Raw genomic sequence first — 15,212 nt, 5'->3', positions numbered from 1 at the left:
CATGACATGACTGTCAAGTCACATTCTTGCCCCGTTTCGCGCCATGGCATTCCCTACATCCGGGGCAGCGCCTCGGACAACAACACAGCTAAGGATCGCAATGAACGCCAATCCGAAGTTCGAATTCCGCGGAATCAATCACCTCGCGCTCGTGTGCTCGGACATGCAGCGCACTGTCGACTTCTACTCGGGAACCCTGGGTATGCCGCTGGTCAAAACGCTCGATCTTCCCGGCAACCTCGGACAGCATTTCTTCTTCGATTGTGGAAACGGAGACACGCTGGCGTTTTTCTGGCTGGCGGATGCGCCCGACGCAGTTCCCGGAATCTCCGCCCCGGCCGGACTGCCTGACCGGGACGAACTCGTCAGCGCTGTCGGCTCGATGAATCACGTCGCGTTTGCCGTCCCGCCGGAGAAGTTCGACGAGTACCGCAAGCGACTCAAGGCCGACGGCGTGCCGCTGAGCATCACCCTCAACCACGACGACAGCCCGGAGGGCGCGTCGCGAGAGATCCATGAGGGAACCTTCGTCCGGTCCTTCTACTTCCAGGACCCCGATGGCGTCCTTCTCGAATTTGCTTGCTGGACGAAGGAGTTCACCGAGGCCGACGTCGCACACACACCGAAGACCGCCGCAGACCGCACCGTTCCCAGCGCTTCCTGATACCCCGAGCTTCCTGAAAACCCGAAAGGAACCAGCATGCCGCGTCTTCGCGAAATCCCCCGCTCCGAGGTAACCGACGAGAAGATCCTCTTCTTCTACGACCGTCTGTTCGGCGCCGACAAGGACCCCGCCGTCGATCACGGCACCATCCATGGCACCCCGGGCGACTGGTGGTCCGTGTTTGCTCAGTCCCCCGACGTGTTCCGCCATGCCGTCAAGGGATTCGCTCTGTACCGCAATGCAGACCTCGATCCACTCCTGCGCGAGCTCGGCCAGGCCCGCGCCGGATACGCACGCGGCAGCCAATTCGTCTTCTCCCAGCACTGCAAGCAGATGCGCTCCCTGGGCATGACCGAGGAGAAAATCGCGGCCCTCCCCCACTGGCAGGTCAGCGACCTGTTCAGCGACATCGAACGCGCCGTCCTCGCATACACCGACGGACTCGTCTACGACGGCGGCCGCGTACCCGACGAGGTATTCGCAGTCCTGAAAACGCACCTGTCCGACAAGCAGATCATGGAACTGACGTACATCACCTGCATGTACGACATGCACGCCACCATCTGCCGAGCTCTGAAACTCGAATTCGACGATCGCCCCGAACTCATCGAGGAAGTTCGAATTCCCGACGGCGTCGTTGTCGCCGACCTGTCCGCCGACCTCTCCGGGGAATGACCCGCTAGTCTTCATCGAGACTACCCACTACGTAAGGACTGAACATGGAACTTGTTGCCATCCTGGAACTTTCATTCAAGCCGGATTCCCTCGACGCCGCGCGTACTGTCATGACGCGAGTCCTCAAGGAAACACGAGCATTCTCCGGCTGCATTTCCGTGACGACAGTCGTCGACAGCAAAAGCCCCACTACGTGGCGATTCATCGAAACCTGGGAATCGGCCGAGCACGACGCCGAGTACCGCAAGTTCCGCGCCGGTGAGGGAGCTATCACCGATCTCGGACCGCTGCTTGCAGGCGCACCGTCGCTGACGACGGGAACCGTCGACCCCCAGGTCTGAAAAGAACATGCTCAGACGAAGGCCTCCTGTCGCGAAGTCACGACGGGAGGCCTTCGTCGTCACGTCAGTTGGTCGCTTGAACGGCGGTACCGGCGGACTTCAAGTCAGCCCATTGGCTGTCATCGATACCGGCCAGAGAGGCGAGGACTTCCCGAGTATGTTCGCCCAGACCAGGCCCCGGCACCGGAGTGGCCGGCTGCGACCGGGAGAACTTGGGTACGACGCCGGCGGCGGGAACTGCAACACCGAACTGGTTGACGAGGCGGACCACCATATCTCGCGCGGCATACTGCGGATCGGCGAGCATGTCCGGGGCCGTGTAGATTCGGCCGGCCGGAACGCTGTTGTCCTCCATGGTCTTCAACAGCACATCGCCGCTCATCGTCGATGTCCACTCACCGATAATGGCGTCGATCTCGGTCATGTTGTCGCCGCGCGGGCCATGGGTTGCAAACTTCGGATCGTCAGCCAACTCGGGACGACCCATTGCAGTGCAGAGCCGACGGAAGACGGTATCGGCATTCGCGGCGATAATGACCTCAGCTCCGTCCGACGTGGGATACACATTCGACGGCGCCACGCGGGGCAGCACCGATCCCGTACGCCCGCGCGTGATTCCGCCGATTTCATGATCGGCCATCGTTGATTCCATCAGGGCCGCCACTGCCTCGTAGATCGCGACGTCCACTTCCTGGCCCCGACCACTGACAGACCGCTCATGGACCGCTGCAAGAGTTCCGATCACCGCGAACAGCGCAGCCAAGGAGTCCCCGAGGCTGATGCCCACGCGGGTCGGAGGCAGTCCGGGATTGCCTGTCGTGTGACGGATTCCGCCCATCGCCTCACCGACGCTACCGAAACCTGCATCCGTCGAGCGCGGCCCGTTCTGACCGAACCCCGAGACATGAACGAGGATGACGCGCGGGTTGATTTCCGAGAGGGTCGGGTAGTCCATCCCCCACTTTGCGAGCGTGCCGGGCCTGAAGTTCTCGAGAACGATGTCAGCTTCGGCGACCAGCTTGCGCACCAGCTCGCGACCATCCGGCTGACGCAGGTCGATTGCTACCGACTTCTTGTTCCGTGCAATCGAGGGCCACCACAGGCTTTCGCCGTCCACCGTGACACCCCACCGCCGCATCGAGTCACCGGATTCGGGCGCCTCGATCTTGAGCACCTCGGCCCCGTAATCGCCCAACAACTGGCCCGCGAAAGGGCCGGCGATGAAGTTTCCCAGTTCGAGCACGCGCAGGCCGCTGAGCGGACCGGAAGTTGTAGTCATGGCGAAATTGTACACAATCTTGCAACAAAGCTCGATAATATCCCTGAAACACACCACTCCTGCATACAAAGACAGAAAGTCTGTCGGGATAGGCTTGTTTCGCATCAATCCCACATCAAACGAAGAGGCACCGTGGCAACCACACCGCAGGCACCGGGTCAGGTCGCCTACTCCCAGATCCGCCAGGCGATCGTCGAAGGACGCTACAAGCCTGGACAGCGTCTGATCGAACAACGGATCGCCGAGCAGTTCTCGCTGTCCCGCACACCGGTGCGCGAGGCGCTTCGGAGACTCGAGGCCGAAGGTCTTGTGCTCAGCGAGCCAAACCGGGGATCCATCGTCCGAACCCTGTCCGTGGAGGATGTCTCGGACCTGTACGGACTTCGCGCCCGCCTCGAGGCGTATGCCGCTGAACTGGCTGCCTCGCGCATCGACCCCGCCACTCAGAAGGTTCTCGACGCAGGGATCGAAGCTTTTGCGCTCGCCCTGACACTCACTTCGGTTGACCCTGTCGAGCAAGTTCGAGCAGTGGACACAGCAAACAGCCAGATCCACCGAGCCATCATGGCCGGTGCAAAGCACGAGCGACTGAGTCGCCTGCTCGAACGGACCACCGACGTTCCGTTGGTCTTCCAGGCGTTCCGCCAGTACGACCGCGCCCAGACCGAGCGGTCACACCTGTTCCATCAGCTCATTCGCGACGCGATCGTCGCCGGCGATGGAAGCCGGGCGTCCGCACTCATGCACGAGCACGTCCTTCAGGGCCGCGATGTACTTCTCGCCCACCTCGCGGTAACCAGCAGCGACGAGGTGGACGAGTTGTTCGGCGTCTCAGCGTGGGAAACCGCCGGCGCGGGCGAGCTGGCCGGGAACCTGAGCCCCGAGTACCCCGCCGAGCCAGTCTGACGCCGTGATCAACTCGGGAAGCAGAGCACCCGTGGCGATTCCACTGCGGTCGAGGAGATAGACCAGATCCTCAGTCGCGATGTTGCCGGTGGCATCCGGAGCGAAGGGGCATCCGCCAATTCCGCCGATCGACGAATCCAACACTGTCACACCTGAATCGATTGCTGCGACAGCGTTTGCATAGCCGGTGTTGCGTGTGTTGTGGAAGTGGGCGCGCAACCGAATTCCGGGCGCGATCGCGGCGGTCCCTGCGACCAATCGTGCTACCTGGGCAGGCACTCCCACCCCGATCGTGTCGGCCAGCGCGATCTCGTCCACCCCCAACTCGGCCACCTGCCCGGCCAGAGCAAGGACCGCAGACTCGGACACCTCTCCCTCGAACGGACAACCGAACGCGGTGGCGATGGTGACCGACACCCCGACGCCGGCGGAGCGGGCATCGTCGACGAGATCACGCACTATGTTTACCGAGTCCGCGACCGACATTCGTTGGTTGCGCTGACTGAAGGTTTCGGACGCAACGACGACGACGTTGACCTCGTTCACGCCTGCTGCCACCGCGCGATCGAAGCCGCGGCGATTGAGTACGAGACCGCTGTACGAAACATCGTCACGACGAGGCACCCCGGCCATGACGGCCTCCGCATCGGCCATCTGCGGCACCGCGGCCGGGTGCACGAAGCTGGTGGCCTCGATGCGACGTAGCCCGGAAGCAATGGCCCGCTCGATCAGCGCAATCTTGTTCGCCGTCGAAACATGTACTGCCTCGTTCTGCAGCCCGTCTCGCGGACTCACTTCAACAATCTCCACGGCATACCCTTCCTTTCCAGCACTGCTCGGCAAGCCATGTACCGATCACGAATTATTGTATACAAACTATTTTCTCCACCGGAGTTGGCAACATCGCGAAAACCGGTCACCGTCTGCACAGCACCACCATTCAACCTGCTGGACTTCAAGTCCGATCATTCAACCGCCTCCGGCATGCGCTTGTGATCCATGGCACTTCTGAGATAGATTGTGTGCAATTCACGGCCGCTTGATCTCGTTTCGACTGGAGCCCCACATGTTGTACAGCGATCTTCTACGGCGGAACGCCACTCGCTTCCCCCACAAGACAGCACTCGCAATGGATGACGGATCCGATACCCGGACCTACGCCCAACTCCACCAGCGCGCACTACGCCTGGCCAACGGTTTGAGCGGTCTTGCAGCTCCCGGCGACCGAGTGGCCCTGCTGTCCGAAAACAGTCTCGAGTACGTCGAGGCCTACTACGGTGTCCCGGCTGCCGGAATGGTCCTGACCCTGCTCAACTACCGGTTGCACCCCAAAGAGTGGGTCTGGATCCTCAACGATTCCGGGGCTCGGGTGCTGATGGTAGAAGCGAAGTATCTCGAGGTGATCGCCGACTATCGATCCGAGCTCACGAGCATCGAACACATCGTCGTGATCGGTGAGGGCGCAACGGGTTTCACGACCTACGAAAACGTCCTCCAGTCCGCGTCGACGATTGCCCCCCAGCTTCAGATCAGCGATGACGACGATGCCTGGATCCTGTACACGAGCGGAACGACAGGCAAGCCCAAGGGCGCCCGGTTGAGCCATCGCAACCTCAACACCGCCCTGATCCAGTCCGCAATCGAGTACGACCCGCGTCCGGATACCTGCTTCCTCAACGCAATGCCCCTGTGCCACATCGCGGGCTATCTGACCCCGCTGCACCAGTTCCACGGCGGATCAGTGGTGATGATGTCTGGCTGGGACCCCGAACGGTGGATGCAGTTGGTGCAGGACAACCGCGTAACCAGCGGCGGCTTCGCTCCGACAATGATGCAAATGCTTCTCGCACATCCGAAGATCAACGACTACGACCTGAGCAGCCTCGAATGGATGGGCTACGGGGCGTCGAAGATCCCGGCAGATGTGTTGCGCCAGACCATTGATCGGTTCGGGCCAGTTGTCTATGCGGGCATGGGAATGACAGAACTCGGCGGCAACATGCTCACGCTCGACAAGGCCGCGCATATCCGCGCAGCCAACGGCGAGGAGCACCTCCTCGACGCCGTCGGCAAGCCCATGTCCCTGGTCGATGTCCGCGTCGTCGACCCACTCGAAAATGACTGCCCCACCGGAGAAATCGGTGAGATCGTCGTTCGAGGCGACCAGGTGACCAATGGCTATTTCGGCAATCCCGAGGCGAATGCCCAGAGTTTCGAGGGCGGCTGGTTCCACACCGGCGACCTGGCACGTCAGGACGAAGAGGGCTTCCTCTACATCGTCGATCGCGCCAAGGACATGATCATCTCCGGCGGCGAGAACGTGTACTCCAGCGAGGTCGAGAACGCGATCTACACCAATCCCGACGTCCTGGGGGCCGCTGTCATCGGCACCCCCGACGAGAAGTGGGGCGAGATAGTCACCGCCGTCGTGGTCCGCAAGCCCGGCACCGCACTGACCGCCGACGACGTTGTCACCAGCTGCAAGTCGCAGCTCGCCGCCTTCAAGCAGCCCCGCAAGGTCATCTTCATCGACGAGATGCCCCAAACCGTCAGCGGCAAGATCCGCAAGAACGTCTTGCGCGATCAGTTCGCAATCAACTGACGCTAGCTCCCTGCAGTACCAGAACTCCCGCAGCACACGAACTCCCGCAGTACACGAACCGAGGAGACCCCGATGTCTTTCACAGTTGTCACCACCGGACTCAAGTTCCCGGAGGGGCCGGTGGCACTGCCCAACGGCGATGCATTGGTCGTCGAGATTCACCGTGGGACGCTCACCCGCGTAACCCCTGACGGGATCAACACGGTGGTCGCGGAAGTCGGCGGCGGCCCGAACGGCACCGCTATCGGCCCCGACGGCCGCGCGTACATCGCGAACTGCGGAGGGATGATCGCCACCGAAGTGTATGGATATGTCTTCGCCGGCGGCACCCCCGAGCACTACACCGGCGGCAGCATCCAAGCTGTCGATCTCGAAACCGGCGAGGTCGAGACGCTCTACACCGAGTGCGACGGCGTCCCCCTCCGCGGCCCCAACGATATTGTCTTCGACGCACACGGAGGCTTCTACTTCACAGACCACGGAAAGAGCAACGAGCAGGGCAGCGACCACGGCCGACTCTTCTACGGCACCAGCGACGGTTCTTCGATCCGTCTCGTCGCGTCAGAGATGAATGGCCCCAACGGAATCGGTCTCTCTCCCGACGGCACGCGCCTCTACGTCAGCGAGACCTACACCGCGCGCGTCTGGTGGTGGAACGTCACCGGTCCCGGCGAGATCGTCGGCGGCCAAACTCTTGCAGGCTCCGGAGGTGGCAACTTCCTCTGGGGTTCGCCAGACTTCCGCTACTTCGACTCCCTCGGAGTCGAAGCCAACGGCAACATCTGCGTCGCGTCACTGGCTACGCCCGGCATTTGCGTGATCAGTCCGGACGGCGAATTGGTCGAGTTCGTCAGCATCGACACCGACGGCGACCCCGGCATCACGAACATCTGCTGGGGCGGCGAGGACATGCGAACGGCATACGTCACCGCATCGAGCACCGGCAAACTGCTCCGATTCGACTGGCCCCGAGCCGGTCTCGTCCTCAACAACCAGGGTTCCTTGGTCTGACGGACGCACTATCGACAACGTGATGGCGTGAACTTGGCATAACAGCTGCCGAGGCCACGCCATCACGTCTATCCGTACCTATGCGACTGAAATGCCTGTCGCCGCATCGTCACCACCAATCGCAGCGACGATGCGGCGTGGAGATGTCGTCGAATGCTGCGTCGTCTCCGATCTGCCAACGCCGAAGGTCAGTCGAGATCCGAGATACCGCGTGGCGCCGCTCCCGCCGAAGATCACGCCGGCGACCCTCGCCGTCGTAGCAGAGCGAACAGCAGCAGATCCGGGTTCCGGTGTAAGTGAATGTCCAGCAGCAGGTTTCCTGCGACTGCGACCACCAGTCGAACACCGGGACAGCCGGGAGATCGCAGACTCCACCACGGTGATCATGGGTAGCTTCGATACCCACCTCACGTCGAGTCAGGCGAACCCACAGCGGTGCGTGTGAATCAGTACGGGACAAGGCAGTGCCTTTCGGGCTCGTGCGCCCCGACCCGCTATCCCCGAATGAGGACGGACCGGGGCGACGGTTGGTCACCCACGCCCAGTGCCTGCCGCAGCATGCACGTCCATCCGAATTGGGTCATGGCACCGATTCTGGCACAGTCCCCCGACAGATGACCTGTCAGCCGAACTCGATGTGCGCGCGAATCGCGCCGTCCTCTCGAAGCCAACCCTTCGCCCCCGCGTACTTCACCATCGCTTCGAAGCCTGCCAGCCAGTCGTCCCCAGCGCCGGCCTCGCCCGCAAGTCGCGTAACCGCAGCCGCGGATATCCACGCATGGCCATCCTCAACCTCACCCGCCGCAACAGCTCCGAGAGCCATTCCGACCCTCTCGACGTCGTAGCCGATGGGAGCACACACGGCAAAGGCCGTGAAAGTATCCCGATCCGCCAATCGAACACCACCGTGTTCATCCACCGTCACCTGCACGAGCATTCCTCCATTCAGAATATTTTCGACTCGCCGGGATGCGAGAAATCCACTGCCCCAACGTGTTAATTACTCAGTCGCCTCGATGTCCGTTCGCGAACTTCGTCATCTTAGGCCTTGACGAACACAAAAACTGAAACTACCGTCAGTTTTAGTTTTTACTGAATTCGGAAGGAACATCGCATGGAAATCGGTATTCTGAGCCTCGGCGACCACGTACCCAATCCCCACACGGGAGTCCGGAACTCGCAGCAGGACCGTCTGCGCTCCATCGTCGACAGCGCTGTCGCGGGCGAGGACATGGGCTTCTCCATGATCGCGCTGGGCGAGCACCACTTCAACGACTACATCATTTCCTCGCCCGAACTGATGCTCGCCGCGATCGCGGAGCGCACGGAGCGAATGCGTCTGGCTACCGCGGTGACCCTGCTCGCCACCTCGGACCCCGTCAAAGTGGCCGAGGATTTCGCGACCCTCGACCTGCTGTCCAATGGTCGTGCCGAGATCGTCGTCGGCCGCGGCATCAACCCGGAAACCTATGCGGCATTTGGCGGTCTGGACCCCAAGCAAGGTCACGCCATCATGGCCGAGAAGGTTCAACTGCTCGATCAGCTCTGGAAATCGAAGGAACCCTTCAGCTGGTCCGGCGAGTTCCGCGGCCCCCTGGACAACGTGCAACTCAAACCCTCGCCACTCGCGGGCGCACCCCGCCTGTGGATGGGGACCGGCACCACCGAGGAGTCCGTGCGCCGCACCGCCGCACAGGGATTGCCGCTGATGCTGCCGAGCATCTTCGCTCGCATCGACACCTGGGGACCCCTTGTGAAAATCTATCGCGAGCTCATGGAGGAGCAGGGTAAGCAGCCGATCGTAGGCTCCTGCAGCTACATTCACGTAGCGGAGAACGGCCAGACCGCGCGCGAGCAGTGGCGCCCCTACCTGACCGGCTACGTCTCGTGGGCGCGCAATCTGCTCGGCAGCAAGGCTCCGGTCGACTACCAAGACCTGATCGAGGGAACCGCACTGTGCGGCAACCCGGAAGAGGTCCTCGATCGCATGGGCACGTTCAAGGACGTCATAGATCCCGACATCCACCTCGCCGCCTTCGACTGCGGCGCACTCCCCCACGAGATGCTCATCGACACGATGGCGCTGTTCGCCTCCGAGGTCATGCCCAAGCTGTAAGGGCATCGACGTCAGCGATATCGATACAATCCAGGCCTGCAGCTACGAGATCTAAAGGGGCCATCAAGGTGCATACACCGAGTACCGAGCACGCGGGCACGAAGGGGCAGCAAACCGAGCAGCTCATCAAAGCCGCGGCGCGCACCGTCTTCAAGCGCGACGGTTACCTCAATGCCAGGATGACCGATATTGCTGACGAGGCCGGCAAATCTCCGGGAACGCTCTACAACTACTTCGACAACAAGCGGGAGATCCTCCACGCAATGTTGGAGGACTTCCTCAACCGCGTCCTCGACGATGGGAACCCTGATCCGCACGGTGTGTACACCGCGGAATCACTGAGATCCGCCGTCGCCGTGTTCTGGCGTACCTACACGGAGTTCATTCCCGAACTGGTCGGAATCACGCACGCGGCGGCGGTCGAGAACGAATTCATGCACGCGTGGATGCAGATCCGCGAAGTCGGCGTCCGACAGATTGCCGGACGAATCAAAGTGCTTCAGCGCGAAGGGACAACGGATCCAAGTGTGGATCCGTACGTTGCCGCGTCAGCTCTCTCGTCCATGCTCGAACACAGTTGTTATCTCTGGCTGGGCATGAATGTGCAAGGGGTAGGCCGACCCGAGTCCGATGACCAGGCGATCGACACCATCACCTATCTATGGTCGCGTGCGCTGGGAATCGAATAACCTTCACAACGAATGAGCGCCGGCGGTTCACCGGCGCTCATTCGTTGTACGTCAACGCAATACGACGCTCAGTTCAGTAGCGCCGCTACCACCGAAAGCGATGCATCCGCATCCCCGCGCTGCCCTCGCATACTCGACGGGGTTTGAGCCAGCGAGCCTTCCGCGACGTCGTGGTCATGACGCCACTCGACAAAGGTGCGGTGCTCGACCATGAGCCAGCGACCGTCTCGACGCTCGAACCGGTCGATGTACCGACCACCCGCAACGCCCTCGTAATCCTCGTTTCGGCCGTCCCAGAACGCATGTGCGGGAGCTGTGGGCGGAACACGGTGGTAGGCGGTGACGTACGTTTCAACTTCAGCGACGTCGCCGTCAAAGGAGAACAGCATGTTCCCCGTCTGGTGGTGAGTCCGTTCGAGAGAACCCATCGATACGCGTGCGTTCTCCACCATCTTCTGCCAGGGCAGCTCGTTTCCGATGAAGACAGTTTTCCCGTCCTCGTGGAATACGCTCGCCATCAGTTCCCAGCGGTTCCGATCCACGGCGTGGCAGAAGCGATTGACAACATCGGCGATTTCGGCGCGGTCAACAAGCCGACTGGAGTCCGCTCGGCCGAGATCATTTGTGCGCCAAGCCTCGACGACCGATCCTGAGATACCGTCCTCTCGCTGTCCCCGTGCCTGCGCAGTGACAGCAGCCAGGCCGCCTTCTCGCGACGGACGGTGATTGCGCCACTCCGTGAGCAGGCGCCGGTCCGCAATCCGCCAGCGACCGTCGCGGAGCTCGAATCGGTCGATATAGCGAGCACCGAGCATAACTTCGTATGCCTCACCGGTGCCACCGAAAGAACCACCGGCAGGCGCATCATGCGGCACTGCGTGAAACGCCGTCACATAGGTCTCGACATGTGCGACGGTCCCCTCGAACGCAATCATGATGTTGCCGACCTGGTGGTGCGTCGCGTCGACCGGCTCGAGAAGCGCGGAGCCTTGCGCGACGAATTCGCGCCAGCTTCCACCGATCGAAGACAATCGACAAGTGGCATCCTCGTGGAAAACCGAGTCCATCAACCACCAGCGCCGACGATCCGTCGCATGGCAGTACCGGTGGATCACATCTTCGATTTCTGCTCGGGCAGATAGTGATTCGAGCGTGTACGTAGTGCTCATGTGTCTCTGTCCGTCCTACGCTTCGGCAGGCACGCTTGCCGGCAGATCGCACGAAGCGGTGCCGTCGTCGTTGAGCACGCACACCGGGCAATCTTCCAGATCAGCACCGAGCGCGAGATCCGCCGCCTGCACCATCTCGGCAAAAAGCTCCTGACGCTCCGATCGCGGCACCCGCGGATCCCTCGCCGTGCGCAAGCCGAGCTCGATCAGCGTCTCGAGCTGGCGGTAGCCGGCCGTGGTCGGGTCCACGATGGGGACACTCGAGCGGGCAGCGAGGATCTCGGCGACCGGGCTCATGCAGTTGCAACCCAGAATGACCGACTTCGCGCCGTCCTGCACTGCGAGTTCGATCTCGACAAGGATGCGCTCGATGATGTCCTCGCGCCCGGCCTTCATCTGGGTGAGGAAGTTGTCTTCATCGGCCAGAGTGCTCTGCTCAGCATGGGTCGAGACGTAACGTACCGAGATGCACTGCCGTCCAACAGGATTATCGCGCAGGAGACGCTCGTAGACGAAGTCCATCGTCTCCGGCCAGATCGTGACGATGCTGAACTTCTCGCCGAGAGCCGCTGCGGCCAGCAGGCTGGCCTCACCACTACCGACCACCGGGATATCTGTGGCGGCGCGCGCTGCAGCCAGACCGTAGTCCGGAACCCCGCCGATGAGCACTCCGGCGTACCCGTCGCGAGCGGCCCGCATAGCAGCCTCGGCGTAAATGAAATCGGAGAGCAGGAGGTCGACCGGGTTGATCGGGGTCACTCGAATCCCCGTGAACACCGACTCGACGGAATAGCCGGGGGCGATCAGGCGCTCGGGGACGGGACTCTTCTGCTGGCCCGTATTCATTTCGAGATATGCGATCCGCTTGGTCAACTGAGTCTCCTTGACATCGAGGTGATTCGAGCCACTTCCAGCGACTCCTGTGAGGAGGCTATCAGAAGACATTTCTACTGTGAAGAAGGTGCATTCAATCTTCCAGAACACCGAAAGCCTTGAACAACAAGCAGATACAGCAAACCCTGGGCAGCGCAAGAATCACACTGCCCAGGATTTCATGAAACCTAGACGTCTCGGTAGAGATCCCCGTGCTGAACGCGCATGACCTTCTTGTCGAGCTTTCCGACACTCGTACGCGGAAGCGCGTCGACATACAAGATCGTGTCCGGGAGCTGCCATTTGGCGAAGGCACCGTGAAGCAATGTGTGGATCTCAGCGAGCGCAACGTCCTCACCATCCGTCGTCACCATGATGACGACCGGACGTTCCTGCCACTTCGGATGCTCGACACCGATCACTGCGGCCTCGGCTACCCGAGGATGCGCAATGATCGCGTTTTCCATGTCGATCGACGAAATCCATTCGCCGCCACTCTTGATGACATCTTTGAGCCGATCCGCAAGTTTGAGATAGCCGTTCTCATCGATGGTCCCGATGTCACCGCTTCGCCAGTAACCGTCAAGGAATCGGTCGGCGTCGTCGTCAAGCTTGTGGTATCTCGCGGTGATCCACGGCCCCTTCAGCAGGACCTCGCCCTGACTCTTGCCGTCGTGAGGCAAGTCGTTGTCCTCGGTATCCACGATCCGCACGTCGACACCGCCCGCGGGAAGACCCTGATAGCGCTTGATGTTCCACCATTCGTCCTCCGACACCTTGCCCTGCAAGGTCACCTTGCGGCCGTAGTTGACGAAAGCCATCGGGGCAGTCTCGGTAGCCCCGTAGGCATGGATGAAATCGGCGCCGGTCAAGTCGTAGAACCCACGCATGAGCGAAAGCGCGGGCTCGGTCGCGCCGGACAACAAGCGAGTTCGACTGAAATCCGGTTTGACGTCGAGAGTCTTGATGTAGTCGAGCATCGGCTGGAAGATTGCCGGAGCGCCATTCGCGACAGTCACACCCTCGGCGATCATCACATCCGCCAGCATGTCGGTGTCCTCAGCCGAATAGCGCCCGGGCAGAACGACCTTGGCCGCGACGTAGACAGCGGACTGCGGCAAACCCCAGGACTGACTGTGGAACATCGGCGTAATCAGCATGACCGCGTCGGCGGCGCTCATCCCGTAGGACGAGGCCTGCGTCAGGGTGTGCAAATAAATCGCTCGATGCGAGTAGTACACGCCCTTGGGCCGGCCGGTGGTCCCGGTCGTGTAGCAAGCACTGTAGGCGGAGCTCTCGTCGATCATCGGCCAGTCGATCTCCGGCGATGCCTTCGCGACGAGGTCTTCGAAATGACGGACATTCGGTAACGTTGTGGTGATGTCGGATAAAGGCTTGTCGGACATGACAACCCAGGTAACCTCCGGCGCGAAGGGTGCTACCGACTCCGCGACGCTCAGCAAACTCTCGTCCACCAGGACGACAGACGCACCGCCGTGCGTCGCGACATAGCCGACATCCTCAGGTGCCAGGCGCAGGTTCATTTGCAGCATCACTGCTCCGGTGCCGGGGATGGCCCAGTAGAGCTCGAAGTGCCGCTTGCTGTTCCAGTCCAGGATTCCCACGACGTCACCGGGCGCGACACCCAGATCGGTCAGGGCGTTCGCGATCCGCTTGATGCGTGCATACGCGTCGGCGTACGTGTAGCGGTCCCATCCCCCGTCACTCGTGCGATAGACGATCTCGCGCTCGGGGTAGTTACGCGCCGAATGACGGATCAACGTGGTGGTGTTGAGCTGATAAGAATCGTCATTCGTCGACGGATGTCCCTGGACAATCGCGGTCATTACGCACTCCTGGTATCCGGTTATACGAGGCGGCAGCGGCCGGGATGCCGACCCGCCAACGTGTGTCCTGGACTTGATATTTCGTCAGATTGAAAGTCAATCCCACGCATTATTCTGCAATGCAGAACGCTTCTCTGCACAAAGAATCGCACAGGCCGACTACGTTAGTCAAGGAATGAAGGCCGAAACCGTAAGCCGCCACAGCACTCTCAAGCAGCAACCATGGCCAACGCGAGATCGGCGTACTCCCTGGCGATCTCACGCGGCGACTGGCCGATTCCAGGCCGGTACCAATCAGCCACAGCGACGCACATCGTGACGATCGCCGTGGAGGTAGATGCTGCCGGCACCGTTCCCACCTGCCCCTCATCACGGCAGGCTTCGACGGCCGACTGAATAATGTCCCGGACCTTGCGTCGCAACTGGAGATGCAGCAACCGGCCAGGCTCGTCCAGGGACCGCAACTCCGTGGACGCGAGCACCGCCGAGGCCTGACGGTACGTGTGAAACAGGATCACGCACTCGACAAGATTCGTCACCCGCTGCGCCGGCGAATCTGCTTCGGCGTCTGCCGCTACGCATCGACTTATCAACTCAGCCATTGCGCCCTGCAACAATTCGGTAAGGAGAGCATCCTTGCTTTCCACGTGATAGTAAACGCCGGCCATCGACAATCCACACCGGTCGGCGATCATCCTGACCGTGGCAGCGTGATAACCCACTTCCACGAAGACATCCAGCGCCGCCCGGAAGACCGGGGCGAGGTCGAGCCGTTCAAAGTCCCGCCAATCCTCGAACGCTGGACTGGCGGGTTCGGCTGGACTCGGATCCAGCGGCACACCGAGTGCAGTTGCGAGTGCCTGCAGACGCTCAGCCCCCGGCATACTCTTGCCGTTCTCGAACTCGCTCAGCGAGGACGGACTCATGCCGATCTGCTGCGCCAGTTGCCTCAACCCCATCTCATGCTCGATGCGCGCTGCACGCATCCTGACGCCTAGCCCGTCCCCACTGATTCGTCCCACCACCGCCATGCGCACCAC

At 61.5% G+C, this 15,212-nt stretch carries 16 protein-coding genes; 9 read left to right on the top strand and 7 right to left on the bottom strand.

Annotated elements, in window-relative coordinates:
* Positions 1-100 precede the first annotated feature (100 nt).
* The 3 genes from BDB13_RS09300 to BDB13_RS09290 are packed head-to-tail and all read left to right on the top strand — an operon-like array spanning position 101 to position 1,680.
* Positions 101-664: a VOC family protein gene (locus tag BDB13_RS09300; protein WP_094271385.1), complete on the top strand. Its 564-nt coding sequence runs from the start codon at positions 101-103 to the stop codon at positions 662-664.
* 36 nt (positions 665-700) lie between these two features.
* Entirely contained in the window at positions 701-1,339 is a 639-nt protein-coding gene (locus BDB13_RS09295) for a carboxymuconolactone decarboxylase family protein (RefSeq protein ID WP_094271384.1), read from the top strand.
* A gap of 44 nt (positions 1,340-1,383) precedes the next feature.
* Complete coding sequence (locus BDB13_RS09290; protein WP_094271383.1) at positions 1,384-1,680, top strand: putative quinol monooxygenase; 297 nt, start codon at positions 1,384-1,386, stop codon at positions 1,678-1,680.
* Between the two features lie 64 nt (positions 1,681-1,744).
* On the opposite strand, the gene BDB13_RS09285 is transcribed toward BDB13_RS09290, so the two are convergent.
* Positions 1,745-2,959 carry a CaiB/BaiF CoA transferase family protein gene (locus BDB13_RS09285; RefSeq protein ID WP_094274795.1) on the bottom strand — a complete coding sequence of 405 codons (1,215 nt, stop codon included), beginning with the start codon at positions 2,957-2,959 and terminating at the stop codon, positions 1,745-1,747.
* 132 nt (positions 2,960-3,091) lie between these two features.
* Between BDB13_RS09285 and BDB13_RS09280 the strand changes: the two genes are divergently transcribed.
* Entirely contained in the window at positions 3,092-3,865 is a 774-nt protein-coding gene (locus tag BDB13_RS09280) for a GntR family transcriptional regulator (RefSeq protein ID WP_169634112.1), read from the top strand.
* Here the strand turns inward: BDB13_RS09280 and BDB13_RS09275 are convergent.
* On the bottom strand, positions 3,791-4,675 hold the full coding sequence (locus BDB13_RS09275; protein ID WP_094271382.1) for a hydroxymethylglutaryl-CoA lyase: 885 nt from the start codon (positions 4,673-4,675) through the stop codon (positions 3,791-3,793). The two genes, BDB13_RS09280 and BDB13_RS09275, sit on opposite strands and share 75 nt — an antisense overlap.
* Positions 4,676-4,931: 256 nt before the next feature.
* On the opposite strand from BDB13_RS09275, the gene BDB13_RS09270 reads away from it, so the two are divergent.
* The 3 genes from BDB13_RS09270 (at position 4,932) to BDB13_RS31655 (ending at position 7,923) form a co-directional block, all read left to right on the top strand.
* Positions 4,932-6,467: a class I adenylate-forming enzyme family protein gene (locus tag BDB13_RS09270; protein ID WP_094271381.1), complete on the top strand. Its 1,536-nt coding sequence runs from the start codon at positions 4,932-4,934 to the stop codon at positions 6,465-6,467.
* Positions 6,468-6,539: 72 nt separating this feature from the next.
* Positions 6,540-7,478, top strand: coding sequence for an SMP-30/gluconolactonase/LRE family protein (locus BDB13_RS09265; RefSeq protein WP_094271380.1), 939 nt, complete (start codon positions 6,540-6,542; stop codon positions 7,476-7,478).
* 91 nt (positions 7,479-7,569) lie between these two features.
* Complete coding sequence (locus BDB13_RS31655; RefSeq protein WP_141210629.1) at positions 7,570-7,923, top strand: hypothetical protein; 354 nt, start codon at positions 7,570-7,572, stop codon at positions 7,921-7,923.
* A gap of 177 nt (positions 7,924-8,100) precedes the next feature.
* Here BDB13_RS31655 and BDB13_RS09255 read toward each other — a convergent pair whose 3' ends face one another.
* Complete coding sequence (locus BDB13_RS09255) at positions 8,101-8,415, bottom strand: hypothetical protein (RefSeq protein ID WP_094271378.1); 315 nt, start codon at positions 8,413-8,415, stop codon at positions 8,101-8,103.
* 177 nt (positions 8,416-8,592) lie between these two features.
* Between BDB13_RS09255 and BDB13_RS09250 the strand changes: the two genes are divergently transcribed.
* Positions 8,593-9,594: an LLM class flavin-dependent oxidoreductase gene (locus BDB13_RS09250; protein ID WP_094271377.1), complete on the top strand. Its 1,002-nt coding sequence runs from the start codon at positions 8,593-8,595 to the stop codon at positions 9,592-9,594.
* A 68-nt stretch (positions 9,595-9,662) separates the two neighbouring features.
* Positions 9,663-10,283, top strand: coding sequence for a TetR/AcrR family transcriptional regulator (locus BDB13_RS09245; protein ID WP_176459553.1), 621 nt, complete (start codon positions 9,663-9,665; stop codon positions 10,281-10,283).
* Between the two features lie 68 nt (positions 10,284-10,351).
* Here the strand turns inward: BDB13_RS09245 and BDB13_RS09240 are convergent, their stop codons facing one another.
* The 4 genes from BDB13_RS09240 to BDB13_RS09225 all read right to left on the bottom strand — a co-directional run bounded on the left by BDB13_RS09240 (position 10,352) and on the right by BDB13_RS09225 (position 15,203).
* Positions 10,352-11,452 carry a nuclear transport factor 2 family protein gene (locus BDB13_RS09240; RefSeq protein ID WP_094271375.1) on the bottom strand — a complete coding sequence of 367 codons (1,101 nt, stop codon included), beginning with the start codon at positions 11,450-11,452 and terminating at the stop codon, positions 10,352-10,354.
* A gap of 15 nt (positions 11,453-11,467) precedes the next feature.
* On the bottom strand, positions 11,468-12,325 hold the full coding sequence (locus BDB13_RS09235; protein ID WP_141210627.1) for an aspartate/glutamate racemase family protein: 858 nt from the start codon (positions 12,323-12,325) through the stop codon (positions 11,468-11,470).
* A 188-nt stretch (positions 12,326-12,513) separates the two neighbouring features.
* A complete protein-coding gene (locus BDB13_RS09230; RefSeq protein WP_094271373.1) occupies positions 12,514-14,172 on the bottom strand; it encodes a long-chain-fatty-acid--CoA ligase in 1,659 nt (552 codons plus the stop codon).
* A gap of 209 nt (positions 14,173-14,381) precedes the next feature.
* Positions 14,382-15,203 (bottom strand): helix-turn-helix domain-containing protein, encoded by an 822-nt coding sequence (locus BDB13_RS09225; RefSeq protein ID WP_094271372.1) that lies wholly within the window; start codon positions 15,201-15,203, stop codon positions 14,382-14,384.
* Positions 15,204-15,212 lie beyond the last annotated feature (9 nt).

It is taken from the genome of Rhodococcus sp. OK302 (genome assembly GCF_002245895.1).
Lineage (GTDB): Bacteria > Actinomycetota > Actinomycetes > Mycobacteriales > Mycobacteriaceae > Rhodococcus_F.
This window is presented reverse-complemented; position numbering and strand designations above follow the sequence as displayed.

Bases quoted from the DNA above. Each gene is read 5' to 3' on its own strand.
- BDB13_RS09300 (WP_094271385.1), top strand. From the start codon at position 101: ATGAACGCCAATCCGAAGTTCGAATTCCGCGGAATCAATCACCTCGCG.
- BDB13_RS09270 (WP_094271381.1), top strand. From the start codon at position 4,932: ATGTTGTACAGCGATCTTCTACGGCGGAACGCCACTCGCTTCCCCCAC.
- BDB13_RS31655 (WP_141210629.1), top strand. From the start codon at position 7,570: ATGCCTGTCGCCGCATCGTCACCACCAATCGCAGCGACGATGCGGCGT.
- BDB13_RS09255 (WP_094271378.1), bottom strand. From the start codon at position 8,415: ATGCTCGTGCAGGTGACGGTGGATGAACACGGTGGTGTTCGATTGGCG.
- BDB13_RS09290 (WP_094271383.1), top strand. From the start codon at position 1,384: ATGGAACTTGTTGCCATCCTGGAACTTTCATTCAAGCCGGATTCCCTC.
- BDB13_RS09265 (WP_094271380.1), top strand. From the start codon at position 6,540: ATGTCTTTCACAGTTGTCACCACCGGACTCAAGTTCCCGGAGGGGCCG.
- BDB13_RS09240 (WP_094271375.1), bottom strand. From the start codon at position 11,452: ATGAGCACTACGTACACGCTCGAATCACTATCTGCCCGAGCAGAAATC.
- BDB13_RS09285 (WP_094274795.1), bottom strand. From the start codon at position 2,959: ATGACTACAACTTCCGGTCCGCTCAGCGGCCTGCGCGTGCTCGAACTG.
- BDB13_RS09250 (WP_094271377.1), top strand. From the start codon at position 8,593: ATGGAAATCGGTATTCTGAGCCTCGGCGACCACGTACCCAATCCCCAC.
- BDB13_RS09295 (WP_094271384.1), top strand. From the start codon at position 701: ATGCCGCGTCTTCGCGAAATCCCCCGCTCCGAGGTAACCGACGAGAAG.
- BDB13_RS09225 (WP_094271372.1), bottom strand. From the start codon at position 15,203: ATGGCGGTGGTGGGACGAATCAGTGGGGACGGGCTAGGCGTCAGGATG.
- BDB13_RS09230 (WP_094271373.1), bottom strand. From the start codon at position 14,172: ATGACCGCGATTGTCCAGGGACATCCGTCGACGAATGACGATTCTTAT.